This window comes from Dyella sp. LX-66, assembly GCF_018599165.1.
Classification (GTDB): Bacteria; Pseudomonadota; Gammaproteobacteria; order Xanthomonadales; family Rhodanobacteraceae; genus Dyella_D; species Dyella_D marensis.
In genome coordinates this window covers 829,136-853,400 of the sequence record NZ_JAHFVJ010000001.1, presented here as the reverse complement: position 1 = coordinate 853,400, position 24,265 = coordinate 829,136, and the positions used below count along the sequence as shown (strand labels likewise).

Sequence of the window (24,265 nt, the reverse complement as noted above, 5' to 3'; positions counted from 1 at the left end):
AGCGTTACTGCTGGCGCTGCATCGCCAAGCGGATGCCGAAGCCCAGCAACACCGTCCCGCAGGCACGATCCATCCACTGCCCGAAGTGCGGCCGCGCATCCAGCAGCCGGTGCACCTGGCCGCCCAGCATCGCCAGCACCATCGACCACACCAGGCCGACGCCGATAAAGCTCAGGCCCAGCACCGCCAGTCCCCATTGCGGATGCGCCGCCTGCATCGACACGAACTGCGGCAGGAAGGCGAGGAAGAACAGCGCCACTTTCGGATTCAGCACATTGGTGAGCATGCCCTGGCGGAACGCCGCGCCCAGGCCGCGGCCGCGCGTCACCGTCGGCTGCCGCGTGTTCTGCTTCGCCAGCAGCATGCGCACGCCCACCCACACCAGATAGGCCGCGCCCAGATACTTCAGCGCCGCGAACGCCAGCGCCGAGGTCATCAGGATCGCCGAGATGCCCAGCACCGCCGCCAAGGTATGCACCAGGCAGCCGGTATTGACGCCCAGCACCGCCGCCATGCCCACCGTGCGGCCTTCGCGGCCGCTGCGGGCGAGGATGTAGAAGGTGTCCAGGCCGGGTGTCAGCGCCAGCGCGATGCAGGCCAGGACAAAGGCGCCGAAATGCTGGATGCCGAGCGCTTCCATCGGGTCACTCCGTGTTGCGATGCTTGCCGCGATAGGGACGGAACAGGGCGCGGATTTTCAGCATGTCCGCATCGTGGTCGCCGGTGGCGTGCACCACCGGGCCGAGCGTGAAAGTCTTGCTGGGGTAGTCGATAAACAGCGTCTGGATCGGCACGTTCGCCTCGTGCGCGATGCGCAGGAAGCCGGACTTCCATTCCTTCACCTTTTTGCGCGTGCCCTCGGGCGTGATGCCCAGCCACATGCGCTCGTTCTGCTGGAAACGCTCCACCATCTGCCCCACCACGTTGAGCGCGGCCTTGCGGTTGATCGGGATCATGCCGATCGGGCGCAGGATGATGCCGAGCGGGCCGTCCAGCACCTCGCGCTTGATCATGATGTTGATCTCGGCGCCCACGCCGATCTTCATCAGCAGGCCCCACAGGCCGTCCCAGTACGAGGAATGCGGCGCACCGATCAGGATCAGCTTGGGCACGTCCGGCAGCTCGCCCAGCAGGCGCCAGCCGCTCAGCCGCAGCACGCCGCGCGACAGCCACGGCCAGAAGCGGCTCTTGAGCCTGGGCGCCGAGGGCGGCGTCGGCGGGACCACTGGCTGGCTCATTCGGGGCTCCAATGGCGCGAACGCGTCTGCTTGATCTTGCCGCGCTGCTGCTTGCCGACCAGCCGGCGCTCCTTGGAAGCGCGTGACGGCTTGGTGGCCACGCGGGGCTTGGGCGGCACCAGCACGTCGCGGATGATCTCGACCAGACGCTCGCGCGCGTCCTCGCGGTTGCGGCCCTGGTCGCGGAAGCGGCGGGCCTGGATCACCAGCACGCCGTCGTCGGTGAGGCGGCGGTCGCGGCGCGCCAGCAGGCGTTCGCGCACGGCGTCGGGCAGCGACGGCGAATGCGCCACGTCGAAGCGCAGTTCCACCGCGCTTTCGGTGCGATTGACGTGCTGCCCACCGGGGCCGTCGGCGCGCAGGAAGCGCTCGGTCAGCTCGGTCTCGGGCAGCGCTAGGGATCGGCTGACGATAAGCATGGCGCGCAGTGTAGCGGGGGCCGGGCGGGCCGCCCACCGGCGCTCAGGGAATCTCGGGCAAGGCCCAGCCGAAGCGTTCCAGCACGCCGGCGAAGGCGGCATCGAGCGGCGCTTCCAGCCGCATCGGCGCGCCACTGACCGGATGCGCGAAGCTCACCCGCCACGCATGCAGCAGCATGCGGTGGCAGCTGAAGTACTGCTTGTACAGGCGATTGTGGTCGCTGCGCCCGTGCTGGCAGTCGCCGATAACCGGATGGTGGATATGCGCCATGTGCTTGCGGATCTGGCGGAAGCGGCCGGTCTCCGGTTCCGCCAGCACCATCCCGTAGCGCTGCTGTGGATAGCGGCCCAGCGCGATCGGCACTTCCACCGTGGCCAGGCGGCGATAGCGCGTGCGTGCGTCGCGGCGCGGGCCGGTGTCGCGCGAGCCGGGCAGCGGGTAGTCGATCAGCGCTGCTTCCGGCTCCGGCCAGCCGCGCACCACGGCCAGGTATTGCTTGTGCACGTCGCGGCCCATGAACTGCTCGCCCAGTGCCGCGGCGACTTCCGCCGAGCGCGCCACCAGCAGCACGCCGCTGGTGGCGCGGTCCAGCCGGTGCGCCAGGTTCACGGTGCCGCCGACCTGCTCGCGCAGCAGGTCGATCAGGAACTCGTCGGCGGGGCCGACCAGCTTGGAACGATGCACGGCCAGGCCCGCGGGCTTGTTTACCGCGATCAGGGCGTCGTCCTGGTAGATCAGCTGGAGAACGGTCATGCGTGCTGCGCTGCCGGGTACGTCAGCGCCTCGGCCACGCGGCGGCGAACGCGCACAGGCCGGCCACGGCCGCGGCGATCGGCAGCCACGCGCCATGCTGCGGCGCCTGCGTCCATAACAAGGTGGCGCTGACCAGCAGCGCACCGCCGAGCAGGCCGGCGCCGAGCGCGCGCTGCTGCCGGCGCGAGGCTTCCTGGCGCTGCGCCAGTTCCAGCGGATCGGCCAGCCCGCGCTGTTCGCCGCGCGCCACCTGGCGCAGCGCATCGCGGATCAGCTCCGGAAACTGCGGCGCCGCATGGAACCATTCCGGCAGCCGCTTGCGCACTTCGCGCAGGGTGCGGCGCGGGCTGTAGCGCTCGCGCAGGATGCGCTTGAGCACCGGGTGCGCCACGGCCCAGATATCGATGTCCGGATCGAGCATGCGGCCCACGCCTTCGATATTCAGCAGCGTCTTCTGCAGCAGGATCAGCTGCGGCTGCAAGGTGAGCTCGAAGCGGCGCGCGGTCTGGAACAGCTTGACCACCAGCTCGGCCAGCGAGATCTGCGACAGCGGACGCGTGAAGTAGGGTTCGCACACCGTGCGCACCGCCGCTTCCAGTTCGTCCATGCGCACGGTGTTGGGCATCCAGCCGGCGTCGACGTGCAGCTGCGCGATGCGCGCGTAGTCGCGTTCGAACAGCGCGATGAAGTTCTGCGCCAGCCAGTACTGGTCCGCTTCCGGCAGCGAACCCATGATGCCGAAGTCCAGCGCGATGAAGCGCGGCTCGCCGGTGCGCGCCACGTCCACCCAGATGTTGCCCGGGTGCGCGTCGGCGTGGAAAAAGTTGTCGCGGAACACCTGCTCGTAGAACACGCGTACGCCCTTGGCGGCGAGCGTCTTGCGGTCCACGCCGGCGGCATCGATCGCGGCGATGTCGTCGCAGCTCACGCCGTTGACGCGCTCCAGCGTGAGCACGCGTTCGGCGGTGAGTTCCCAGTGCACCTCGGGCACGTAGAGATCCACGCCGCTGTCGAAATTGCGCCGCAGCAGGCTGGCGCTGGCGCCTTCGCGCTGCAGATCCAGCTCGTTTTCCAGCATCTTCTCGACTTCGGCCACCACGTCCAGCGGGCGGATCTTGTCGGCGTTCGGATGCCAGCGCTGCGCCAGTTCGCCCAGCGAATGCAGCAGGGCGACGTCGCGGGCGATGCGCGCATCGATGCCGGGGCGCAGCACCTTCACCACCACCTCGCGGCCATCCGGCAGCACGGCCGCGTGCACCTGCGCGATCGAGGCCGAGGCCAGCGGCGTTTCGTCGAAGCGCGCGAACAGCTGCGTCACCGGAGCTTTGAGTTCGCGTTCGACGATGGCGCGCGCCTCGGCGCCGGGGAAGGGCGGTACCTGGTCCCGCAGCAGGGCCAGCTCGTCGGCGATGTCGCCGGGCACCAGGTCGCGGCGGGTGGACAGCACCTGGCCGGCCTTGACGAAGATCGGGCCCAGCTCGGTCAGCGCCAGGCGCAGGCGCGCGCCGCGCGGCAGGTTTGCCACGTCCGCGCGCGGTCTGGCCAGGAACGGGCGCAGCAGTTTCAGCGGGCGGAACAGATGGGCGGCGTCGACCAGCTCGTCGAGCCGGTAGGCCAGCAGCACCGAGGCGACGCGCAGCACGCGCGGCACGACTTTCAGCGGCGTCACGCGGCGTTTCCTTTGAGCTTCTGTTCCAGCCGCGCCAGGCGCGATTCCAGGCGTTCGCTGCGTTCGCGCAAGTTGTCCACGCCATCGAGGAAGCCTTCCACTTCGCCGGGCGCCGCGGCCACGCGCACTTCGTCGCGCAGCCAGTCGGCGGTGTCTTCGGCCAGGTGGCTGCCGCTTTCGCGCGCATGCGCCAGCGCTTCGCGCACGGCCTTGGCCAGCGGCACGCCAAGCACGTCGCCGAAGGTGCGGGTGAAGGCTTCTTCGAAATCCGGGGCGAACTTCGCCGCCAGTTTTTCCAGGCGGCGCGCCAGTTCCGCATCGCCGGCGATATCCACCTTGCCCGGCGCCACGCCTTCGTCGTCGCGCCGCAGCGCCATCGCCAGCAGGCTGCCGGGCGTGGCGCGCACGCGCAGCTGGCTGTCGTCGCGGCCGGGGTCGACCTGCAGGCGGCCGTCGTGCACGGTGATCGCCAAGGTCAGCGCGGGGCCTTCCAGATGCAGCTGCACGCTGCGTCCGTCCAGCGCGGACAGGCGCTGCACGGTGTCGGGATCGAGCGAGAGCACGTGGTTCAGCGCGGTCTCGAGCGCGCGGCCGGCGATCACGCGCAGCGGGCGCGGCAGCAAGGGGCGGGGAGCGGGTGCGGTCATGGGCCGGCATTGTAGCGGCAGGGCGCGCGGACTCGCCCTGCGGCATCAGCCCGCGCCGTCGAAGCCCAGCTGGCGCCATGCCTCGTACACGGCGACGGCGACGGTGTTGGAGAGATTCAGGCTGCGGCTCTGTGGACGCATCGGCAGGCGCAGGCGGCAGTCCTCGGGAATCGCATCCAGCACGTCGCCGGGCAGGCCGGCGGTTTCGCAGCCGAACAGGAAGGCGTCGCCGGGCGCGTAGCGCGCATCCACATGGGCGACGCGGCCGCGGGTGGAGAAGGCGAACACGCGCGGATGCGCCAGGGCGGCGAGGCAGGTGTCCAGGTCGTCGTGTACCGCGAGGCTGGCGTACTCGTGGTAGTCCAGGCCGGCGCGGCGCAGGCGCGCATCGTCGAGTTCGAAACCCAGCGGCCGGATCAGGTGCAGCGAGGCGCCGGTGTTGGCGCAGAGGCGGATGACGTTGCCGGTGTTCGGCGGGATTTCGGGATTGAACAGGATGACGTGCAGCATCCGGCCATTATCTGTGCGGGGCGCCCGCCGGAACAGCGCCCCGTCCGGCGTTCAACCGCCCAGACGGGGACAGACCACGCCATCGGCCGGCAGCAGGCACTGCGCATGGGCGGCCGGGGCGAGCTGGCCGGCGCTGCCGCTGGCCGCCAGGCGGATCGCGTCCGGCGAGGCATTGACCATCGCCACCAGCAGCAGCGCGCACACCAGCAGGCAGCCGGCGAACAGACCGCGCAACATCAGGGCTTCGAATTTCATGGGGTGTCTCCGACAGAGCTTTGGGGTCCTACGCCCTTGGAATGGCAAGCGCCGTGCCAAGCCCGGCCAGATCACAAGGTCTTGATTTGGCGGAACTTAGGATGCGCGGCCGGATCTATTCCGCTGTCCGCGGACACTGTGCGCACGCCAGCGGACACTGTCCGGACGCCCGAGGTGTCCGATCGGCCGTCCTTTCGGGTCAATCGGCCGAAGGTCATTTGCGGTTCCCCCCATGCATGACTAGCCTCGGAGGTTCTGTGAAACAGGAGGTTCATCCATGCGCAAGCCCCTTGCCCTGCTTATTGCCGGGCTTCTGTCCGCCGGAGTCGCCATGACAGCGCCCTCGCCATCCCTGGCCGCCCCGGCCACGCAGACCGTCCCCGAGATCGCCTATACCCGCTTCAACCTGCCCAACGGGCTGACCGTGGTGGTGCACGAGGACCACAAGGCGCCGGTGGTGGCGGTGAGCATCTGGTACCACGTCGGTTCCGGCGACGAACCCAAGGGCAAGACCGGCTTTGCGCATCTGTTCGAGCACCTGATGTTCTCGGGCTCGGAGAACCACAAGGGCACCTACTTCGCCCCGTTCGAGCTGGCCGGCGCCACCGACATGAACGGCACCACCTGGTTCGACCGCACCAATTACTTCGAGACGGTGCCGACCACCGCGCTGGACATGGCGCTGTGGATGGAATCGGACCGCATGGGCCACCTGCTCGGCGCGATCGGCCAGAAGGAGCTCGACACCCAGCGCGGCGTGGTGCAGAACGAGAAGCGCCAGGGCGAGAACCGCCCCTACGGCCGCGTGGACCAGAACATCCTGTCCAACACCTACCCGGCCAACCACCCGTACCAGCACGACACCATCGGCTCCATGAAGGACCTCGATGACGCTTCGCTGGCCGACGTGAAGCAGTGGTTCCATGACTACTACGGCGCCGCCAACACGGTGATCGTGCTGGCCGGCGACATCACGCCGGCGCAGGCCAGGGAAAAGCTCACCAAGTACTTCGGCGACATCCCCGCCGGCCCGCCGGTGCCGCGCCAGCAGCCGTGGATCACGCCGCTGGCCAAGTCCAGCCGCGGCGTGCAGCACGACCACGTATCGCAGCCGCGCATCTACCGCACCTGGGTGGTGCCGCAGCTGGGCACCGACGACATGGTCTCGCTGGACCTGGCTTCCACCGTGCTCGGCGGCGGCAAGACCTCGCGCCTGTACCAGCGCCTGGTCTACCAGGACAAACTCGTCGACGACATCTCCGCCAGCGTCTCGCCGTTCGCCCTGGCCAGCCAGTTCCAGATCCAGGCCGACGTGCGCGAAGGCGTGGATCCGGCCAAGGTCGAAGCGGCGGTGGCTGACGAGCTGAAGAAATTCCTCGCCGACGGCCCGACCCAGGACGAACTGGATCGCGCCAAGGTCGGCAACCGCGCCTCCTTCGTGCGTGGCCTGGAGAAGGTCGGCGGCTTCGGCGGCAAGGCCGTGATCCTGGCCGAGGGCCAGGTCTATCGCGGCGATCCGGGCGCCTACAAGAAGGACCTGGAGCGCATCGACGGCGCCACTATCGCCAGCGTGAAATCCGCTTCGGCCAAGTGGCTGACCAAGGGCGATTACCTGCTCACGGTGCTGCCGGCCGGCGACGGTTTCGATCCGGGCAAGGAAGACGCCAAGGTCGTGGCGTTGCCGGATGCGCAGGGCCGCCCCGACGCCAAGCTGCCGGCCGCGCAGCAGTACAGCGTGGGCAAGAACGAAGTCGATCGCGCCAAGGGCGTGCCGCAGGTCAACCAGTTCCCGGACCTGAGCTTCCCCAAGCTGGAGCGCGGCAAGCTGAAGAACGGCATCGAAGTGGTGCTGGCGCAGCGCCACACCGTGCCGGTCACGCAGATCCATCTGCAGTTCGACGCCGGCTATGCGGCCGACCAGGGCCACAAGCTCGGCACCGCCAGCTTCGCCACCACGCTGATGAACGAGAGCACCAAGTCGCTGGACTCGGTGGAAGTGTCCAAGCGCAAGCAGCGCCTGGGTGCGATCACCAGCATCGGTTGCGGCCTCGACACCTGCACCGCCTCGCTCAATGCGCTCAACGATCAGCTGAAGCCGTCGCTGGAACTGTTCGCCGACATCGTGCGCAACCCGGCCTTCAAGGCCGAGGACATCGAGCGCGTGCGCGGGCAGTGGCTGGCCGGCATCGCGCAGGAGAAGACCCAGCCGACGGGCCTCGCGCTGCGCACGCTGCCGCCGCTGCTGTACGGGCAGGGCCATGCGTATGGCATCCCGTTCACCGGCACCGGCACCGAGGCGGCGATCAAGTCGCTCACGGCGGACGACCTGGCCGGCTTCCAGCGCAACTGGCTGCGGCCGGACAACGTCAAGATCCTGGTCGCCGGCGACACCACGCTGGAACAGATCATTCCGCAGCTCGACGCGGTGTTCGACGATTGGAAGGCGCCGGACAGCGCACGGCCGAAGAAGAACATCGCCAAGGTCGCCGCCCAGGCCAAGCCGCGCGTGTTCCTGATCGACCGGCCGGATGCGCCGCAGTCGCTGATTCTCGCCGGCCTGCTGGCGCCGTCCAGCAAGGCGCCGAACGACATCGACATCGACGTGGCCAACGGCGCCTTCGGCGGCAGCTTCACCTCGCGCCTCAACATGAACCTGCGCGAGGACAAGCGCTGGGCCTACGGCGCCTTCAGCTTCCTGCGCGATGCGCTCGGCCAGCGGCCGTTCCTGATGTATGCGCCGGTGCAGACCGACAAGACCGCCGAGTCCGCGCGCGAAGTGGAGAAGGAAGCCGTGGCCGTGGTCGGCGCCAAGCCGCTCACCGCGCAGGAAGTGGACAAGATCAAGTCGTCCAACGTGCGCGGCCTGCCGGGCAGCTTCGAGACCACCGCGTCGGTGCTCGGCGCGCTCAGCGAGATCGTGCAGTACGGCCGTCCGGACGACTACGTGCAGACGCTCAAGCAGCACACCGAGGCGGTGAACCAGGCCAGCGCGCAGAAGGCGATCGGCGAGATCGTCCATCCGCAGGCGCTGACCTGGGTGATCGTCGGCGACCTCAGCAAGATCGAGCAGCCGGTGCGCGCGCTGAACCTGGGCGAGGTGCACGTGATCGACGCCGACGGCAAGCCGGTGGCGGCCAAGGCGGCGCCGAAGGCCAAGGCCGGCAAGTAAGGCTGGCGGCGGGAGGCGCGCTGCCTTCTGCCGTTCAGCCGGGCGTGGGCTGCCGTCATCGCAGCACGTTACGATGGGGGCCGGGCAGGGGACTGCCCGGCCCTTCTTTCTGGACACCCATGGAGTCACCCATGCGCAAGACCCTGCTGCTCGTTCCCGTGGCCCTGCTGCTCGGTGCCTGCACCTGGGGCATCACCCTGGACGATGCCGCCAAGAACGTCCGCACGGTATGGAGCGGCGACACGTCCTCCTGCCATGAGCTGGGCAAGGTCACCGTGTCGGTGATGAACCGCGTGGGGCCGATCAACCGCAACGACATCAAGGTGCGCGACGAGCTGGAAGTGATGGCGCGCAACGAGGCGGCCAAGATGCACGCCGACACCGTCAAGCCGCTGGCCGAGCCCTCCGAGGGTTCGCAGCCCTGGGGCGCCTACCAGTGCGGCGCCAACCGCCCGTCCGCCGGCCGCCCCGGTGCGGTCCCGGCGCCGGCGCAGTCCGCCGGCGGCAATACGGAGACCTTCCCGATCAAGGGTTGAGCCACTCCGCAAGCCGTTGGAAATACGAGAAAAGCGCCCCCATCGTGGGGCGCTTTTTTTGTGCCCTGGAAAAAGCCGGTTGCGCCGGTTATCGCACAAGCATAATATTCACAAATAAGTTGTACATAAATGTACTAACTGATCGATCCCCGCCGAGATCCGCGCATGAGCAGCTTCGCCCCCACCGAGCAGCGCCTGGCCATCACCTGCCGCCGCTACCCCGAATTCCCGCGCGACCCGGCCGTGCTGGTGCGCCTGGTCAAGCACATCTACAAGCGCGTGCACGACGACGCCAACGCCCTGCTCAAGCCGTACGGCATCAACCATCCGGAATACAACCTCCTGATGATGCTGTACGGCACCGAGGGCTATACGCTCAATCCCTCGCAGCTGGCGGACGCGGCGGGGGAGAAGTCCGCCAACATCACGCGGCTGACCAACGAGCTGTGCGACAAGGGCCTGATCGAACGCACCGCCAGCGACGAGGATCGCCGCAAGGTCACGCTTACGCTCACGGCGAAGGGGCTGACGATGATCGAGAGCTTTCTGCCCGGCATCTGCGACCTGCTCGAGCGGCAGGCCGGCGGGCTGCAGCCGCGCGAATCCGCGCAGCTGGAGCGGCTGCTGAAGAAATTCCTCGACCACGTGGACCCGGCCTGAGGCCATGGCTCCCGCCGACTCCACTCCCGCGGCCGCCGCATCGCGTTGGGCCTGGCTGCCCGCCTTCCTCGCCGAGGAGCAGGTGTCGTGGGTGTTCGTGGCCAAGACCCTGCTGGCCATGTACGCCACCTGCTGGCTGGCCATGCTGTTCCAGCTGGAGCAGCCGGCCACGGCGATGATCACGGTGGCCATCGTCATGCATCCGCAGAGCGGCATGGTGCTGGCCAAGAGCTTCTACCGCGCGCTGGGCACCTTCGCCGGCAGCCTGTTCGGCCTGGTGCTGATGAGCCTGTTCCCGCAGCAGCGCGAACTGTTCCTGCTGTGCCTGTCGCTGTGGGTCGCCATGTGCGCCGGCGGCGCCACGCTGTACCGCAACTTCGCCGCCTACGGTTTCGTGCTGGCCGGCTATACCGCGGCCATCGTCACCTTGCCGGCGGTGAGCAATCCGCTCAACGTGTTCGACTCCGCGGTGATGCGCGTGAGCGAAGTGATGCTCGGCATCATCGTTTCCGGCGTGGTCAGCGACGTGATCCTGCCCGAGCGCCTGCGCCCCCTGCTGCGCCGCAGTGCGCGCGAGCATTTCGCGCACTTCATCGACTTCGCGCGCGGCAGCACCGGTGGCGCCATCCCGCGCCGCGAGATGGAGAAGGCGCATCTGCGCTTCGTGCGCGCCGCGGTGCAGCTGGAAGACCTGCGCGCCTCGGTGATCTTCGAAGACCCCGAAGCGCGCGCCCGCAGCAGCCGCATGCGCCTGCTCAATCAGCGCTACATGGCCGCATCCACCAGCTTCCAGTCGGCGCATCACCTGATCAACCGCCTGCAGCGCGCCGGCCGCGACAACGTCGCCGCCGCGCTGATCGCGCTGTACGCGCCGATCGGCGACGCGCTCTCGCCCGACCCCGCGCAGCAGCAGGACCCCGCCGTGCTCGCCCCGCGCTTGAAGGCCTGCGAAGACGTGCTGCCGCCGCTGGCCGCGCGCCTGCGCGCGGAGCTGCCGGCCGACGCCTGGCTGGAATTCGACACCGGCACCGGCCTGCTGCGCCGCTTCTGCAGCGAGATGCGCGACTTCACCGCGCTGGAAGCCTCGCTGCGCGAAGGCAATCTCAAGGGCACGGTGGAGATCGTGCACTTCCGCCGCGGCAACGACGTGCTCGGCGCCGCGGTGAGCGTGCTGCGCACCTTCCTCACCATGGCGGTGCTCAGCGTGTTCTGGCTGAGCAGCGGCTGGACCTACGGCTCCAGCGCCATGCTGCTGGCCACCATTTTCAGCGGCCTGTTCGCGGCATCGGCGTATCCGATGATCGCGGTGACCAACACGCTGGCCGGCTATGTCAGCGGCATGGTCGGCGGCTATCTGGTGACCTTCTACGGGCTGCCCGGCGGCGATGGCTTCGCCATGCTGATCATCGCCACGCTGCCGTTCCTGCTGATCGGCCCCTACCTCACCACGCGCAACCACACGCTGCCGGGCGTGGGTGCGGGCTACACGCTGGGCTATGTGTACATCCTCGCGCTGAAGAACCCGATGGTGTACGACCCCACGCGCTTTCTTAATGACGCCATTGCCCAGGTCGTCGGCATGGCCATGACGGCGGTGTTCTTCATCTTCGTGCCGGCGGTGACCGGATCGCTGTGGCAGCGCCGCCGCCAGCTGGTGCAACTGCGCCACCAGGTGGTGCTGGCGGCGAATGCGCCGCTGCCGGGGCTGCTGTACAGCTTCGAGAGCATCAACCGCGACATCGTCCAGCAGGTGGTCACTTACACGCGCCCCGACACCGACGAGTCGCGCAGCCTGCTGGCCTGGGCGCTGTCGGTGCACGAATGCGGCCGCGCGGTGATCGAGCTGCGCCAGGACGTGGCGCGCAGCGGCATGCCGCATTCGGTGGTGGGTCCGGTGCAGGACGCCGTGCACGCGCTCGGCGCGCTCTACGCGCAGCCCGGCGCCGAGCGCTGGCGCCAGGCGGACCAGAGCGTGACCCACGCCATCGCCATCACCAACGCCCACCTGGCGCAGTCGCCGTCGACCTGCCAGGCCGCGCTCACCCACCTCTACCTGTTGCGCAGCGCGCTGCGCGACGACGAATCGGCCATGGCGCCCTATATCGAGGCGAACAAGGCCGCGGAGACTCCCCATGCTGCATAGATGGATCCCCAATGAAGTCGCGCTCGCCGACGCCCTGGTGCCCGGCCTGCTGGTGGTCTTTATCGGCTGCCTGCTGGCGCTGTGGGTAGTCGACACCGTGGTCGGCCGCTTCGGCCTCTATCGCTTCGTCTGGCATCCGCCGCTGTTCCGGCTGGCCCTTTTCGTGTGCATGTTCGGCACCGCCGGACTGCTGCTGTTTCCCTGAGCCCGCAACCATGAAAATCACCTCGCTGCTCCGTTTCGCTCTTACCGCCGCCGTCGTCGTCATCGCCGCGCTGCTCGGCCATGCGCTGTGGCGCCACTACATGTACTCGCCGTGGACGCGCGATGGCCGCGTGCGAGCCGAAGTGGTGCGCATCGCGCCGGACGTCTCCGGCTTGGTCACCCGCGTCGCCGTGATCGACAACCAGCAGGTGAAGAAGGGCGAGCTGCTGTTCTCGATCGACAAGCCGCGCTTCGAATACGCCGTGGCCCAGGCCCAGGCCAATCTCGCCGCGGCCGAAGCCAGCGCGCGCGCCGCCGGCGCCAATATCAACGCGGCCCTGGCCAGCGCCGCCGCGCGCAAGGCCGACTACGAGATGGCTTCCTCGCAGGCGCAGCGCCGCCAGCGCCTGGGCGACGTGGTCTCGCAGGAAGTGCGCGCCGATGCGCAGTCCTCCGCCAACGCCGCGCGCGCCACCTGGCAGCAGGCCCAGGCCAGCGGCAACCAGGCCAGCGCCTCGCGCCAGCAGGCCGAGGCCGCGGTGGAACAGGCACAAGTAGCGCTGGACCGCGCCAAGCTCGATCTGGAACGCACCGACGTGCGCGCACCGGTCGACGGCTATGTCACCAACCTGGATATCCGCGTGGGCGACTACGCCTCCACCGGCTCGCCGCGGCTGGCCCTGATCGACAGCCACAGCTATTACATCTACGGCTATTTCGAGGAAACCAAGCTGCCGCACCTGCGCGTGGGCGATCCGGTGCGCATCCGCCTGATGGCCGGCGGCGCGCGCCTGGACGGCCAGATCACCGGCATCGCGCGCGGCATCACCGACCGCGACAACCCCACCGGCAGCGACCTGCTGGCCGACGTGAACCCCACCTTCAACTGGGTGCGCCTGGCCCAGCGCGTGCCGGTGCGCATCGCCATCGACACCGAACACCTGCCGCCGGACGTGCTGATCGCCGCGGGCATGACCGCGACGATCGAGGTGCAGCCGCGCGCGGATGAACGCAAGCCGGTCAACTGATCGAAACAGCGGGCCGGGGCAACCCCGGCCCGCTTCGTTATCAGCGCGGCGCCACGTCGCGCAAGCGCATGTCCAGCACCTTGCCGCCATCCAGCGTGAGCTTCAGCGGCGTGCCTTCCGGCAGATTCATGACGGCATCGCGCAGCTCGCCCAGCCCGATCGACTTCGCTGCTTTACCGTTCACCGCGACGATGAAGTCGCCCGCCTTCAGTCCGGCCTCGGCGGCGGGACTGCCGGCCAGCACCCAGCTCACCTTGTAGCGGTCCGGCTGCTCCGCCGGCTTGCCGGCGCGGAAGCCGGCCATCGCGTACTGCCGCGTGACGGCAGGCTTGCGCGGCAGCAGCACCATCTCGCCGCGCCGGTAATCGAAGTGCACGTTGAAGCGCGACAGGATGTCCTGCCCGATATTGCCTGCCTCGGTGGGATTGCCGGTGGCGCCCGCATCGGCGCGGGTCAGCATCGCCACCACGTTGTCCATGCGCTGGCCGCCGAGCTGCAGCGACTGCGCATGCGCGAAGTGCGCCGTGAACAGGCCTCCGACACCGCCGGTCGGCGCCGGCGCGCCATGCTCGTAGTGCGTGACGATGCCGTTGCGCTGCGCCCATTGCGGAAACAGCAGGACCATGCCGCTGTTGCCGGTGTCGATGCCGAACACGCCGGTCTTGCCATCGAGGCTGGCATGGACCAGCGGCATATCGTCGGTGAACTTCAGCGGCACCCGCTCGCCATGCTCCGCTGCCGGTGCCTCGCCGCGGTCGTAGGCCTGCAGTACCAGCTGTTGCTTGTCGTAGTCGAAGGTGACGGCGAAACGCTCGAAGATCTCCAGGCCAAGGATGCCGGCGATCGGCTCGCGGCCTTCGCCGCGTTCGTTGAACTCGTGCGGATACGGCATCACCAGGAAGGTGAGATCGCGGATATCCGCATCCCCCATGCCCAAATGCCCCACCCGCGCGTAAGCCGTGGACATCGAGCCGGGACCGGAGCCGGTGCTGACGCCGGCGCCTTGGGTAGCGATGCCGAGCTTCTTCGCCGCATCCGCGGTAAGGATGGCGTGGCCGCCGGTATCGAGAATGAAAGGCAGCGGCCCTTTGCCGTCGATGCTCGCCTCGACCAGCAGCGCGCCACCGGAAAGCTGCATCGGCACCGTAGTGCGGCGCGCGCCGCCGGCCATGCTCACGTCGCGCACGGTGTTGTCGGGACGGGCCAGCGCATCGGCGGGTGCGCGGTCGAGCCACTGGTAGTTCTGCACGATATCGACGCTGCTGCCGTCCTCGCCGCCAGCGACAGTGGACGCACTGGCCGTGATGCGGAATGGCAACGGCACGCCGTCGACTTCGCGATAGTCGGCATAGGCCTCGCTGGCCAGCAGGAACGAGCTGGCCCAGCTCGCGTGATCCAGGCGATGGGTGGACGGATCGATCCACAGCGTGATGGCGCGGCCATCTTTCGGCGTGGCTTCCAGGCGCTGATAGCGATGGCCGTTCGCCGCGGCATCCGGCAGGCGGCGGTAGCGCGTGCCGTTGTCGGCGGCGAGGAAGCCGAAGCGGCGCAGCCAGTCCTCGTTCGCCGCGACCACCAGGGCTTCGGCCGAGTCGTAGTCGTGGCTCAGGCCGGTGATGTCCTGATGCCAGCGACCCTGTCCGTCCCTGCCGTCGGCGCGGGCGAACAGCGGATTGCGTGCGTGCTCGGCGTAGTGGCCGCTGCGCAGGTCCACCGTCAGCTTCCATGCACCGGCGAGGCCGTCGGCTTCCTCGCGGCCTTCCGCGACGAGGGCACCGTGGCGGCGCCAGGCCTCGGCGCCATGCGCCTCGCGCAGCTGGCGCAGCAGGGTATCGGCATCGTCGGCGCAGGCGAGCGCGGGCAGCAGCAGGCCGGCGAGGATCAGCAGGCGGGGCAGGGATGGTTTGAGCATGGTTCGTCTCCGTGGCGTACGGAACGCATGCTGCCGGGCGGGTCGCGCGCCGACTAGGACGAACCTGAGGTATCAGGACGCGTGTTGCGTTTTATGCCGGTAGTCACGCGGCGTCTGGCCGGTGACGCGCTTGAACACGCGGGCGAAATGGCTCTGGTCGGCAAAGCCGGCGCCAGCGGCGATTTCGGCGATCGGCCGCGCGCTGCCCGCCAGCTCGCGGCAGGCCTGGCGGATGCGCAGCGTGCGCCGGTAGTCGCCCACCGACATGCCCTGCGCCTGCTGGAAGCGCCGCGCCAGATGCGCCGGATGCACGCCGGCCAGCCGGCCCAGTTCCGGCAGCGACAACTCGGCCAGTGGATCGTCGTGCAGGCGCTGCAGCACCTTGGCCAACCAGGCGGGGCGCTTGTCCTCGCGCTCGTTGCGGCAGGCCAGGGCGACCAGTTCGAACACCGCCGATTGCAGCGCCAGCGGCGCGGCATCGTCGTCGGCCGCCAGCTCGCGCTCGATGCGTGCCAGCAGGCGTGCGGCGTCGGGCAGGCGCAGCGCCCGGTAATCGCCGAGCAGCCGCTGCAGGCCGCCGCTGTCGGCCAGTTCCTGCGCCGGAAAGATGCTGAGGCAGCGCGCGCCGCGCGGCGAAAAACGGTTGGCGTGGCGATGGCCCTGCGGATGCGCCAGCAGCAGGCCGGGCGAGCAGTCGGTATCCGCGCCGGACGCCTGCTGCGTATAGGCGCCGTCGGCGACCAGGCACAGATAGGCCTCGTCATGCTCGTGCAGCGGCAACACGCCTTCGCCCGCATACGTAGTGGCGGTGACCAGCATCCCGCCGAACGACTGGCGGTGCTGCGGGGATCCGAAGTTGGCGCGCCCTAGGTGCTGCATGGCTTGCAGTGTACGGAGCCGCGGCGCCGCGCCGCGTGCCGTTGGTCAGGGGGCGAGATGGGCCGACGCCCAGGCGGCGACGGCCTGCGGGTGTTCCAGATGCAGGTGATGGCCGCCCTGCATGTGGCTGACCGCGATGCCGGCGACGCGGGCCGCGCGCTGCATCATCGGGCCGCTGGGCAGGTACGAGGTGGCCGGTTCGGCCAGCAGCAGCGCGGTGGGCGCGGCGATGCCGTGCAGCAGGGCATGCACCTGCGTTTCGGCGAGGCGCAAGGGCGAGGTGCGGGTAAGCCGCGGATCGCTGCGCCAGCACCAGCCGTCCGCCACTTCGGCCAGGCCGCGCTCGACGATCGGCCGCGCCAGTTCCGCGCGCAGGCCGCCGGCGATGGCGCGTGCGGCCACCGCCTGGTCGATATCGCGGAATACGCGCAGCCCCTTGCCGTTCGGCGCGGTGGCGATGCCGTCGCGGAAACGCTGCAAGGTGTGCGTGCCGTCGTCGCCCAGCGGCCCCAGCCCTTCGATCAGCAGCAGGCGATGGATGCGCGACGGCGCCGCGGCCGCCGACAGCGCGGCGATGCCGGCGCCGAGCGAATGGCCGAGCAGGTCGAAGCGCTCCAGGCCCAGTGCATCGGCCGCGGCCAGCACGGCACGCACGTAGTCGACGAAGTGGTAGTGCAGGCCCGGCGGCAGATGATCGGAGTGACCATGGCCCGGCAGTTCCAGCGCAATGACCTGGCGATGTTGCGCCAGCAGCGGCGCGAGGCGTGCATAGCTGCCGGCGTTGTCCAGCCAGCCATGCAGGGCCAGCAGCGGCGGCCGATGGTCGTCGCCCCAGACCAGCGCGCGCAGCGCCAGCGCCGGCAGTTCGATCGCGCGCTCGGCGGGGCCGCTCATGCGCCGCCGCGTTCCGGCCAGCCCTGCATATGGCGCAAGGCCAGTTCGGCCAGGCTGTCCACCTGATGCTGGCTGTGGTTCAGCGCGGGGATATAGCGCAGCTCCTGGCCGCCGGCTTCGAGGAAGAAATCGCGGTTCTGCATCGCGATCTCCTCCAGCGTCTCCAGGCAGTCGACCGCGAAGCCGGGGCAGGCCACGTCCAGCCGCTTCACGCCCTGCGCCGCCAGTTCGCGCACAGTGGCGTCGGTATACGGCTGCAGCCACGGCTCGCGGCCCACGCGCGACTGGAAGCTGACGATCAGCTGCGCCGGCTCCAGGCCCAGGCGCGCGCGCAGCAGCGCCGCGGTGCGCTGGCATTGCAGGAAATACGGATCGCCGGCTTCCGTGTAGCGCTGCGGAATGCCGTGGAAGGACAGCAGCAGCCGGTCGCCGCGCCCGTGTTCGCGCCACCCGTCTTCGATGCTGCGCGCCAGCGCTTCGATATGGCCGGGGTCGTCGTGATAGTCGTTGACCACGCGCAGCTCCGGCGGCCAGCGCAGCGTCTTGAAGCTGTCCGCCACCGCGTCCAGCACCGAGCCGGTGGAGGTGCCCGAGTACTGCGGATACAGCGGCAGCACCAGCAGCCGGCGCACGCCTTCGCGCATCAGCTGCTCGATCTGCGCGGCCACCGAGGGCTGGCCGTAGCGCATGGCCAGGGCCACCTTGACCGGACCGGGCATGCGCCGCGACAGGGTTTCCTGCAGCGCGGCGGCCAGCGCCTCGCTGCCCACCCGCAGCGGCGAACCCTGCGGCGTCCACACGCGCTGGTAGGCATGCGCCGAGCGCGGCGGGCGGATGCGCAGGATCACCCCGTGCAGGATCAGCCACCACAGCCAGCGCGGGTACTCGATCACGCGCGGATCGCCGAGGAACTCGGCCAGATAAGGACGCAATGCGCGCGCGGTCGGCGCTGCGGGCGTGCCCAGGTTGACCAGCAGCAATCCGGCCTTAACCGGCAGGTCATCGGAAAGCCCGGTCAGGCCGGTATAGTGGCTGAGAGGCATGGTGGCGAGGTGGCGAATGCGGCCCCGAAGTCTGCCACAAGCCAAGCGGCGCCCCCTGTGACCCACCGTCGCGGGCGCTACTTAAGGAAACCCCGTAACAGGAGTCACCCATGTTCAAAGCATCGCTGCGCCGCCTGCTGCTCGCCGCCCTGGTCCTGCTGCCGGCCATGGCCGTCCATGCCGAGGATCCGCCGCTGGTGCGCGCCGAGAACTCGGTGCGCGTGCTGAAGGAGATCATGGAGGCGCCGGACAAATCGATCCCGGTCGATCTGCTGAAGGAAGCCCACGCGATCGCGGTGATCCCGGACATGGTCAAGGCCGGCTTTATCTTCGGCGGCCGCCGCGGCGAGGGCCTGATCTCGGTGAAGAGCCCAGACGGCACCTGGTCCAACCCCAGCTTCATCTCGCTCACCGGCGGCAGCGTCGGCTTCCAGGCCGGCGTCTCGTCCACCGATGTGATCCTGGTTTTCCGCACCCAGCGCGGCGTGGATTCCATCGTCAACGGCAAGTTCACCCTGGGCGCCGACGCCGCGGCCGCGGCCGGCCCGGTCGGCCGCACGGCCACGGCTTCCACCGATTCGCAGTTCAAGGCCGAGATCTACTCCTACTCGCGCTCGCGCGGCCTGTTCGCCGGCGTGGCCCTGGATGGCTCCGCCCTGCGCATCGACTACGACGCCAACGAAGCCATCTACGGCAAGGGCATCACGCCGCGCCGCATCTTCGAAGGCGGCGTCAGCAATGTTCCCTCCCAGGTCGTCGATTTCCGCGACCGCCTGGAGGAGTACACTCAGCGATGATTCGGAAAGGCCGGCGTACCCGCGTGCGATCGTTTTCCGGTCTTCTTCCGACTTGAGGCCATCCCCATGAGCATGACCCATCTCCTTATCCTGCTGGTCGTCGTAGTGCTGATCTTCGGCACCAAGAAACTGCGCAATATCGGCTCGGACCTCGGCGGCGCCGTGCGCGACTTCAAGAAGGGCCTGGACGGCGGCGAAGAAGGCGCCGCCGGCAACAGCAAGCCCAAGGACGAGCGCCTGCAGGCCGACCCGCCCCCGGCGAGCGGCCAGAACCAGTCGCAGCACGACCACAGCGAAACCAAGTAAGCCCCGGCGGATCCTCAAGGCATGATCGAGATCAGCTTCGGCAAGCTGGTGCTGCTGGCGCTCGTCGCGCTGATCGTGCTCGGCCCGGAAAAACTGCCCCACGCCGCGCGCACCGCGGGCGCCCTGCTGCGCCGCGTGCGCCTGGGCTGGGACAGCGTGCGGGCCGAGGTGGAGCGCGAGCTGCAGCTGGAAGAAATCAAGCGCCAGGCGCGCGAGGCGGCGGACCGCGCCCAGGCGGCGCAGTCCGAGCTGGACGCTACGCTGCGCAAGGTGCGCGACGCCGGCGCCGAAACGGTCGGGCCCGCCACCATCGCGCCGGCTTCCGGCGAAACCGCGCCTGTGAAGGAGGAGCCGGCCATCGGCTCCGAGACGCCACCCAAGGATCCGAAGGACTCCCCGCATGGCGGCGCCTGAGCAAGAACAAGAACCCGACGCAGTCGAAGAAGGCCTGTTCTCCCACCTGATCGAGCTGCGCTCGCGCCTGATGCGCGCGATCGTCACCATCGCCCTGGTGCTGCTGGCGCTGATCCCGATCGCCAACCGCCTGTACGCGGAACTGGCCGCGCCGCTGGTGGCGCGTTTGCCGCAGGGCGCGCACCTGATCGCCACCGAAGTGGCCAGTCCCTTCGTCACGCCGCTGAAGCTGGCCTTCTATGCGGCGCTGTTCATCAGCATGCCGATGATCCTGTACCAGCTGTGGGCCTTCGTCAGCCCCGGCCTGTACAAGCACGAGAAGCGCCTGGCGCGTCCGCTGCTGGCGGCGGCGCTGGTGCTGTTCTACACCGGCTGCGCGTTCGCCTATTTCCTGGTGCTGCCGGCGGCGTTCCGCTTTCTTACCGCGGTGACGCCGGAAGGGGTGGAGATGATGACCGACATCACCCACTACCTCGACTTCGTGATGCTGATGTTCTTCGCCTTCGGCCTGTGCTTCGAGGTGCCGGTGGCGGTGGTGATCCTGGCCGCGATCGGCGTGGTGAACCTGCAGCAGCTGCGCGATGGCCGCCGCTACGCCATCGTCGGCGCCTTCACCATCGCCGCCTTCATCACGCCGCCGGACATCACCTCGATGATCATGCTGGCGGTGCCGATGTGCTTCCTCTACGAGGTCGGCCTGCTGGCCGTGCGCTGGCTGGTGAAGCCGGCGGCGGCGACGCCGTGAGCGGGTCCGGGCGCGCGGCGGAACTGATCGCCGAGCTGCGCCTGGAGCCGCATATCGAAGGCGGCCATTACCGCCGCTTCCACACCGCCATCGCGCCGCATGGCGAGCGGCCGGCGCTCAGCGCCATCCATTACCTGATCGCCGCCGGCCAGGTCGGCGCCTGGCATGCGATCGACGCCGAGGAAGCCTGGCACTACGTGGAAGGCGATCCGCTGGAGCTGCTGATCTACCACCCGGCCGAGCGCCGGCTGGAGCGCTACCGGCTGGGGCCCCTGGCGCAGGGCGCGATGCCGGTGTGCGTGGTGCCGGCGCATGCCTGGCAGGCGTCGCGTCCGCTGGGTGCCTACACCCTGGTGACCTGCACGGTGGCGCCCGCGTTCGAGTTCGGCGGTTTTCGCCTGCTTACCGACGAGCCGTTCGCCAGCACGTTGCGGCAACAGCTGGCGTAGGTTGGGGTGAGCCATAGGCGAACCCCAACGATGCAACGCGCCTGAAGGTGGCGACGTTGGGGTTCGCCTGCGGCTCACCCCAACCTACGATCAGAACTCCAGCTGCGCACCCAGCATCGCGGTGCGCCCGGGCGATGGTTCGTAATAGCGGCCGTTGCTCTCGTTGACGATCACCGAACCGATCACGCGGCGGTCGAACAGGTTGTCCACGCGCGCGCTCAGGTGCAGCTTCGCCGTGCCCAAGGCCAGGCCGTAGCCGATATCGGCGCCGGTCAGCACATAACCCGGCGCGCGTTCGCTGCCGCGGTCGTCGACCGTCACCGCGCCCACGCCCTGCCACTCCACACCCATGCGCCACCCGAGGGCGCCGCCGCGTTCGATGCGCAGCGAGCCGTAATCGTCGGGAACACCGGGAATACGCGTGCCGGCGGGAATACGCACCGCCGGCGTACCGCTCAGGAACGCATCGCGGAAACGCGCCTGCAGATGCGTCGCGCCCAGCACCATCCGCCAGCCGTCGCCGAGCTCGCCATGCAGCGAAAGCTCCGCGCCCTGCCGCCGGCTGCGCCCGATCGTGCGATAGCTGGAACGCCCGCCGCTGTTGCTGGCCACCGCCAGCTCGTGGCGCGTGTCGGCGCGGAACAGCGCCGCTTCCAGCTGCCAGTCCGCCGCGGCCTGCCATTTCATGCCCAGCTCGCCCTGGCGGCTGCGCGCCGGCTGCAGGTCGAAGGCCAGGCCGGCGCCGCCGTCGGCGCGGTAGCCCAGTTCGGCGAAGGTCGGCGTCTCGAAGCCTTCGCCGTAGCTGGCGTAGAAGCGCAGCCGTTCGCCGGGGCGGTACTGCAGGCCGAGCACCGGCGTGGTCGCGCCGTAGCTCACGCCGCCGCTGTCGTCCGGATTGCCGGGCGCGATGTAGTGATCGGTCGCGCGAAAGCGCACCTCGCTGTGGCGCACGCCGGCCAGCAGCGACCATGACTCGGCGAAGCGCCAGTAGAGCTGCGCGTATGGATCCAGATTCCACACCCGGTCGTCCTCGTCGCGGCGCAGCCGGCCGCTGACGCCGAGCACGCTGCCGGCGAAATTCTCGTAGCCGCGGCGGCGCTGCTGCTGGTCGTCCCAGGACAGGCCGAGCACGGCTTCCAGCGGGCGGCCGGCAAGTTCCATGCGGCGCGTCCAGCGCGCATCCAGGCCGCCGTAGCGGGTGTCCAGATCTACCACGCCGCCGGCACTGAGCGGATTGCGCTGCGCCGCCACCGGTACGGAAAGCATCTGCTGCACGCCGCGCTCGCCGTAGTAGGCCATCAGGCGCCATTGCGTATCGGCATCGGGCGACAGCTCGTAGATCGCGCCGCCCTGCGTCTGGTGCACGCTTTTGCGCGTGTCGAACTGATCGGCGGCGGCGATCGCCTGGCGCGGATCGGCCAGGGCCTGCGCGCGGGTCAGCCCCAGCGGATCCTGCGCCTGCGGCAGGGCCACGGTGTTGAGCACCACGGTCAGATGCCCGCGATTCCCAAGATCGAAACCGAGCCGCGCATTGCCGGATTCCCGCTTTGCGCGGCTGTGCTCGCGATAGCCGTCCGTCTGGAAATGCGACAGCGCGAGGTTGTAGTCGAAGCCGCCCTCCTTGCCGCGCGTCGACACGCCCACCCGCGCCGTGCCGTTGCTGCCGCCGAACAGGCCCACGCGCGTCACCGGCGGGTCGCTGCCTTCGGCGCTCCACAGCTGCACCACGCCGCCGGACGCATTGCCGTACAGCGCCGAGAACGGCCCGCGCAGCACTTCCACCCGCTCGGCCGCATCCAGGCTGAAATGCGAGACCTGGCCCTGGCCGTCCGGCATGCTCGCCGGAATGCCGTCCGCATACAGCCGCACGCCGCGCACGCCGAAGGTGGAGCGCGCGCCGTAGCCGCGCAGCGAGATCTGTTCGTCCTGCGCGTAGTTCTGGCGGTCGCGCGCCAGCACGCCGGGCACGCCGATCAAGGCCTCGGAAAGATTCACGCCCGGCTTGCCGCTGTCGCCCGGCGCCACCGCCACCACGCTGAGCGAGGCGGGCAGGTCCAGCGGCGGAATATCCAGCCGCGTGGCATTGACCCGCACCGGCGGCAGCTCGGTGGTGTCGTCCGCCTGTGCCACGCAGGCCAGGCACAGCAGCAGGGCGCCCGTGACTATCGACTTGCCGCTGCCGCGCATCGCCGCTCCCATCCCATCGATGACATCCAAGAGACCAGCCCGCGATGGTAGGGGATGCGCGGTGACCGATCAGTGGCGGCGGTCCGCCTCTCGCCACGTTCAGCCCGCCCCCGCATAATCGCGCGATGCCATATGCCCGCTGCTCCGTCCGCCTGATCGGCGCCATCGCCCTGTCGTTCGCGGCGCTCGCCGGCGTTCCCGCGCACGCGCAGGAAAAGACCAAGGCCGAACAGGCCGAGGCGCAGAAAAAGCTGGCCGAAGTGCGCAGCAAGATGGAGGAACTGGCCAGGGAGCAGGCCGAGACCGCGGGCAAGCGCGACTCCGCCAATGCCGAACTGGCCAAGCGCGCCAACGCCGTGGCCGGCGCCGCCAAGGCGGTGCGCCAGACCGACGCGGAGCTCTCTTCCAAGCAGCGCGAGCTGGAAAAACTGCAGCAGGACCGCGCCGCCCTGCAGAAGAACCTGGACGGCCAGCGCGCCGCGATTGCCGATCTGCTACGCGCCACCTACACCCTGGGCCGCGGCTCCGACCTGCGCCTGCTGCTGGGCGACGACGACGTGGCGCGGGTGGCGCGCGCGCTGGCCTATTCGAAGTACTTCCAGGAAGACCGCGTCCAGAAAGTGCAGAAGCTGATGGGCGACCTGGCCCGGCTGCAGGACCTGGAAGCGCGCATCGCCACCGAACAGCAGGCCCTGCAGGCCACCAAGGCGCAGCGCCAGGAGCAGGCCAGGACGCTGGAGCAGCAGCGCGCCGAGCAGGCGAAGCTGGCTGCCCAGACCGACGCCCAGTACAAGGACCAGGGCGAGCGCCTGGCCCAGCTCAAACAGAATGCGCAGTCGCTCAACAGCCTGGTCGACAAGCTGCAGAAGGCCATCGACGACGCCGCGCGCGAGGCGGCCAAGGCGGCCCGGGCCAACCCGGCCGCGCCCAGCGTGTCGCCGGGCAAGGGCAGCGCCAATATCCGCGGCAACCTGCCGTGGCCGGCCAACGGCGTGGTCAACACCTATGGCAACGGCGTGCTGATCAAGGCCGGCGGCGGCAGCGAAGTGCGCGCGGTGGCGCGCGGCCGGGTGGTCTACGCGGCCTTCCTGCGCGGCTACGGCATGCTGCTGATCCTCAACCACGGCGGCGGCTGGCTGAGCATGTACGGCAACAACGAGACCTTGCTGCACGGCGTGGGCGACGAAGTCGACGCCGGCCAGGCGGTGGGCACCGCGGCGGCGCCCACCGGCGTCAATACCGGCGTGTATTTCGAACTGCGCCAGAACAACAAACCGGTCGACCCGCGCAGCTGGTTGTCACGCCAGCGTTGACGCCGGGCGTACGCCGCAGCAGGCTAGCCTGCGTTGAATTCCGGTGTCCCCCTGCGGTCCAAGCGGCCTGTCGCCGTCCGCGGTGCACCCCCAA

25 protein-coding genes are annotated in these 24,265 nt (G+C 69.4%); 12 read left to right on the top strand and 13 right to left on the bottom strand.

Translation table 11 applies throughout. The features are described 5' to 3' along the window. Positions 1–4: 4 nt before the first annotated feature. From KK141_RS03795 to KK141_RS03760, 8 genes are read right to left on the bottom strand one after another with little or no spacing between them, the layout of a single operon-like run. Positions 5–640, bottom strand: coding sequence for a LysE family translocator (locus tag KK141_RS03795; RefSeq protein ID WP_214572820.1), 636 nt, complete (start codon positions 638–640; stop codon positions 5–7). A gap of 4 nt (positions 641–644) precedes the next feature. Beyond that, positions 645–1,238: a 1-acyl-sn-glycerol-3-phosphate acyltransferase gene (locus KK141_RS03790; RefSeq protein WP_214572819.1), complete on the bottom strand. Its 594-nt coding sequence runs from the start codon at positions 1,236–1,238 to the stop codon at positions 645–647. Beyond that, positions 1,235–1,657, bottom strand: a complete 423-nt coding sequence (arfB, locus tag KK141_RS03785; RefSeq protein ID WP_214572818.1) for an alternative ribosome rescue aminoacyl-tRNA hydrolase ArfB — start codon at positions 1,655–1,657, stop codon at positions 1,235–1,237. Before arfB ends, KK141_RS03790 begins: the two co-directional genes overlap by 4 nt. A 43-nt stretch (positions 1,658–1,700) precedes the next feature. Continuing rightward, positions 1,701–2,411 carry a pseudouridine synthase gene (locus tag KK141_RS03780; RefSeq protein ID WP_214572817.1) on the bottom strand — a complete coding sequence of 237 codons (711 nt, stop codon included), beginning with the start codon at positions 2,409–2,411 and terminating at the stop codon, positions 1,701–1,703. A gap of 22 nt (positions 2,412–2,433) precedes the next feature. Beyond that, positions 2,434–4,080, bottom strand: coding sequence for a ubiquinone biosynthesis regulatory protein kinase UbiB (gene ubiB / locus KK141_RS03775; RefSeq protein WP_214572816.1), 1,647 nt, complete (start codon positions 4,078–4,080; stop codon positions 2,434–2,436). Further along, complete coding sequence (locus KK141_RS03770; protein WP_214572815.1) at positions 4,077–4,727, bottom strand: SCP2 sterol-binding domain-containing protein; 651 nt, start codon at positions 4,725–4,727, stop codon at positions 4,077–4,079. Before KK141_RS03770 ends, ubiB begins: the two co-directional genes overlap by 4 nt. A 45-nt stretch (positions 4,728–4,772) precedes the next feature. Beyond that, on the bottom strand, positions 4,773–5,237 hold the full coding sequence (gene trmL / locus KK141_RS03765) for a tRNA (uridine(34)/cytosine(34)/5-carboxymethylaminomethyluridine(34)-2'-O)-methyltransferase TrmL (RefSeq protein ID WP_214572814.1): 465 nt from the start codon (positions 5,235–5,237) through the stop codon (positions 4,773–4,775). 51 nt (positions 5,238–5,288) lie between these two features. Next, positions 5,289–5,492: a hypothetical protein gene (locus KK141_RS03760; protein ID WP_167253359.1), complete on the bottom strand. Its 204-nt coding sequence runs from the start codon at positions 5,490–5,492 to the stop codon at positions 5,289–5,291. A gap of 277 nt (positions 5,493–5,769) precedes the next feature. Here KK141_RS03760 and KK141_RS03755 point away from each other — a divergent pair, with 277 nt between their 5' ends. The 6 genes from KK141_RS03755 (at position 5,770) to KK141_RS03730 (ending at position 13,232) form a co-directional block, all read left to right on the top strand. After that, on the top strand, positions 5,770–8,661 hold the full coding sequence (locus KK141_RS03755) for a pitrilysin family protein (RefSeq protein WP_214572813.1): 2,892 nt from the start codon (positions 5,770–5,772) through the stop codon (positions 8,659–8,661). A gap of 131 nt (positions 8,662–8,792) precedes the next feature. Beyond that, a complete protein-coding gene (locus tag KK141_RS03750; RefSeq protein ID WP_214572812.1) occupies positions 8,793–9,197 on the top strand; it encodes a DUF4156 domain-containing protein in 405 nt (134 codons plus the stop codon). A gap of 165 nt (positions 9,198–9,362) precedes the next feature. Continuing rightward, positions 9,363–9,857, top strand: coding sequence for a MarR family transcriptional regulator (locus KK141_RS03745; protein ID WP_214572811.1), 495 nt, complete (start codon positions 9,363–9,365; stop codon positions 9,855–9,857). A gap of 4 nt (positions 9,858–9,861) precedes the next feature. After that, entirely contained in the window at positions 9,862–12,000 is a 2,139-nt protein-coding gene (locus KK141_RS03740) for an FUSC family protein (protein ID WP_214572810.1), read from the top strand. Beyond that, the gene (locus tag KK141_RS03735) at positions 11,990–12,205 is read left to right on the top strand and encodes a DUF1656 domain-containing protein (RefSeq protein WP_214572809.1); all 216 of its coding nucleotides are present in this window, start codon (positions 11,990–11,992) and stop codon (positions 12,203–12,205) included. The genes KK141_RS03740 and KK141_RS03735 overlap by 11 nt, the downstream gene beginning before the upstream one ends. A gap of 10 nt (positions 12,206–12,215) precedes the next feature. Beyond that, positions 12,216–13,232 (top strand): HlyD family secretion protein, encoded by a 1,017-nt coding sequence (locus KK141_RS03730; RefSeq protein WP_214572808.1) that lies wholly within the window; start codon positions 12,216–12,218, stop codon positions 13,230–13,232. A gap of 40 nt (positions 13,233–13,272) precedes the next feature. Here the strand turns inward: KK141_RS03730 and KK141_RS03725 are convergent, their stop codons facing one another. The 4 genes from KK141_RS03725 to hemH all read right to left on the bottom strand — a co-directional run bounded on the left by KK141_RS03725 (position 13,273) and on the right by hemH (position 17,960). Continuing rightward, positions 13,273–15,144, bottom strand: coding sequence for an aspartyl protease family protein (locus KK141_RS03725; RefSeq protein WP_214572807.1), 1,872 nt, complete (start codon positions 15,142–15,144; stop codon positions 13,273–13,275). 72 nt (positions 15,145–15,216) lie between these two features. Then, positions 15,217–16,023, bottom strand: coding sequence for an AraC family transcriptional regulator (locus tag KK141_RS03720; protein WP_214572806.1), 807 nt, complete (start codon positions 16,021–16,023; stop codon positions 15,217–15,219). A gap of 45 nt (positions 16,024–16,068) precedes the next feature. Beyond that, positions 16,069–16,917, bottom strand: a complete 849-nt coding sequence (locus KK141_RS03715; RefSeq protein ID WP_214572805.1) for an alpha/beta hydrolase — start codon at positions 16,915–16,917, stop codon at positions 16,069–16,071. Beyond that, positions 16,914–17,960, bottom strand: a complete 1,047-nt coding sequence (gene hemH / locus KK141_RS03710; protein ID WP_214572804.1) for a ferrochelatase — start codon at positions 17,958–17,960, stop codon at positions 16,914–16,916. The genes KK141_RS03715 and hemH overlap by 4 nt, the downstream gene beginning before the upstream one ends. 110 nt (positions 17,961–18,070) lie before the next feature. Between hemH and KK141_RS03705 the strand changes: the two genes are divergently transcribed. From KK141_RS03705 to KK141_RS03685, 5 genes are all read left to right on the top strand, one after another. Continuing rightward, positions 18,071–18,757: a lipid-binding SYLF domain-containing protein gene (locus KK141_RS03705; RefSeq protein ID WP_167253380.1), complete on the top strand. Its 687-nt coding sequence runs from the start codon at positions 18,071–18,073 to the stop codon at positions 18,755–18,757. Between the two features lie 66 nt (positions 18,758–18,823). Then, positions 18,824–19,063 (top strand): Sec-independent protein translocase subunit TatA, encoded by a 240-nt coding sequence (tatA, locus tag KK141_RS03700; RefSeq protein ID WP_214572803.1) that lies wholly within the window; start codon positions 18,824–18,826, stop codon positions 19,061–19,063. A 21-nt stretch (positions 19,064–19,084) separates the two neighbouring features. After that, positions 19,085–19,477, top strand: coding sequence for a Sec-independent protein translocase protein TatB (gene tatB / locus KK141_RS03695; protein ID WP_214572802.1), 393 nt, complete (start codon positions 19,085–19,087; stop codon positions 19,475–19,477). Further along, entirely contained in the window at positions 19,464–20,222 is a 759-nt protein-coding gene (tatC, locus tag KK141_RS03690; protein WP_167253386.1) for a twin-arginine translocase subunit TatC, read from the top strand. The genes tatB and tatC overlap by 14 nt, the downstream gene beginning before the upstream one ends. Next, the gene (locus KK141_RS03685) at positions 20,219–20,671 is read left to right on the top strand and encodes a cupin domain-containing protein (protein ID WP_214572801.1); all 453 of its coding nucleotides are present in this window, start codon (positions 20,219–20,221) and stop codon (positions 20,669–20,671) included. Before tatC ends, KK141_RS03685 begins: the two co-directional genes overlap by 4 nt. A gap of 90 nt (positions 20,672–20,761) precedes the next feature. On the opposite strand, the gene KK141_RS03680 is transcribed toward KK141_RS03685, so the two are convergent. After that, a complete protein-coding gene (locus KK141_RS03680) occupies positions 20,762–22,888 on the bottom strand; it encodes a TonB-dependent receptor (protein WP_345777618.1) in 2,127 nt (708 codons plus the stop codon). Positions 22,889–22,983: 95 nt separating this feature from the next. On the opposite strand from KK141_RS03680, the gene KK141_RS03675 reads away from it, so the two are divergent. Continuing rightward, a complete protein-coding gene (locus KK141_RS03675; RefSeq protein ID WP_214572800.1) occupies positions 22,984–24,171 on the top strand; it encodes a peptidoglycan DD-metalloendopeptidase family protein in 1,188 nt (395 codons plus the stop codon). Positions 24,172–24,265: the final 94 nt, after the last annotated feature.

What these genes read in the sequence shown, in the direction of transcription:
- KK141_RS03725 (WP_214572807.1), bottom strand. Translation starts at nt 15,144, where the DNA reads ATGCTCAAACCATCCCTGCCCCGCCTGCTGATCCTCGCCGGCCTGCTG.
- KK141_RS03720 (WP_214572806.1), bottom strand. Translation starts at nt 16,023, where the DNA reads ATGCAGCACCTAGGGCGCGCCAACTTCGGATCCCCGCAGCACCGCCAG.
- KK141_RS03750 (WP_214572812.1), top strand. Translation starts at nt 8,793, where the DNA reads ATGCGCAAGACCCTGCTGCTCGTTCCCGTGGCCCTGCTGCTCGGTGCC.
- KK141_RS03780 (WP_214572817.1), bottom strand. Translation starts at nt 2,411, where the DNA reads ATGACCGTTCTCCAGCTGATCTACCAGGACGACGCCCTGATCGCGGTA.
- KK141_RS03760 (WP_167253359.1), bottom strand. Translation starts at nt 5,492, where the DNA reads ATGAAATTCGAAGCCCTGATGTTGCGCGGTCTGTTCGCCGGCTGCCTG.
- KK141_RS03755 (WP_214572813.1), top strand. Translation starts at nt 5,770, where the DNA reads ATGCGCAAGCCCCTTGCCCTGCTTATTGCCGGGCTTCTGTCCGCCGGA.
- KK141_RS03790 (WP_214572819.1), bottom strand. Translation starts at nt 1,238, where the DNA reads ATGAGCCAGCCAGTGGTCCCGCCGACGCCGCCCTCGGCGCCCAGGCTC.
- hemH (WP_214572804.1), bottom strand. Translation starts at nt 17,960, where the DNA reads ATGCCTCTCAGCCACTATACCGGCCTGACCGGGCTTTCCGATGACCTG.
- KK141_RS03795 (WP_214572820.1), bottom strand. Translation starts at nt 640, where the DNA reads ATGGAAGCGCTCGGCATCCAGCATTTCGGCGCCTTTGTCCTGGCCTGC.
- tatC (WP_167253386.1), top strand. Translation starts at nt 19,464, where the DNA reads ATGGCGGCGCCTGAGCAAGAACAAGAACCCGACGCAGTCGAAGAAGGC.
- KK141_RS03735 (WP_214572809.1), top strand. Translation starts at nt 11,990, where the DNA reads ATGCTGCATAGATGGATCCCCAATGAAGTCGCGCTCGCCGACGCCCTG.
- KK141_RS03740 (WP_214572810.1), top strand. Translation starts at nt 9,862, where the DNA reads ATGGCTCCCGCCGACTCCACTCCCGCGGCCGCCGCATCGCGTTGGGCC.
- KK141_RS03715 (WP_214572805.1), bottom strand. Translation starts at nt 16,917, where the DNA reads ATGAGCGGCCCCGCCGAGCGCGCGATCGAACTGCCGGCGCTGGCGCTG.
- KK141_RS03730 (WP_214572808.1), top strand. Translation starts at nt 12,216, where the DNA reads ATGAAAATCACCTCGCTGCTCCGTTTCGCTCTTACCGCCGCCGTCGTC.
- KK141_RS03675 (WP_214572800.1), top strand. Translation starts at nt 22,984, where the DNA reads ATGCCATATGCCCGCTGCTCCGTCCGCCTGATCGGCGCCATCGCCCTG.
- tatB (WP_214572802.1), top strand. Translation starts at nt 19,085, where the DNA reads ATGATCGAGATCAGCTTCGGCAAGCTGGTGCTGCTGGCGCTCGTCGCG.
- arfB (WP_214572818.1), bottom strand. Translation starts at nt 1,657, where the DNA reads ATGCTTATCGTCAGCCGATCCCTAGCGCTGCCCGAGACCGAGCTGACC.
- KK141_RS03745 (WP_214572811.1), top strand. Translation starts at nt 9,363, where the DNA reads ATGAGCAGCTTCGCCCCCACCGAGCAGCGCCTGGCCATCACCTGCCGC.
- KK141_RS03705 (WP_167253380.1), top strand. Translation starts at nt 18,071, where the DNA reads ATGTTCAAAGCATCGCTGCGCCGCCTGCTGCTCGCCGCCCTGGTCCTG.
- KK141_RS03770 (WP_214572815.1), bottom strand. Translation starts at nt 4,727, where the DNA reads ATGACCGCACCCGCTCCCCGCCCCTTGCTGCCGCGCCCGCTGCGCGTG.
- tatA (WP_214572803.1), top strand. Translation starts at nt 18,824, where the DNA reads ATGAGCATGACCCATCTCCTTATCCTGCTGGTCGTCGTAGTGCTGATC.
- trmL (WP_214572814.1), bottom strand. Translation starts at nt 5,237, where the DNA reads ATGCTGCACGTCATCCTGTTCAATCCCGAAATCCCGCCGAACACCGGC.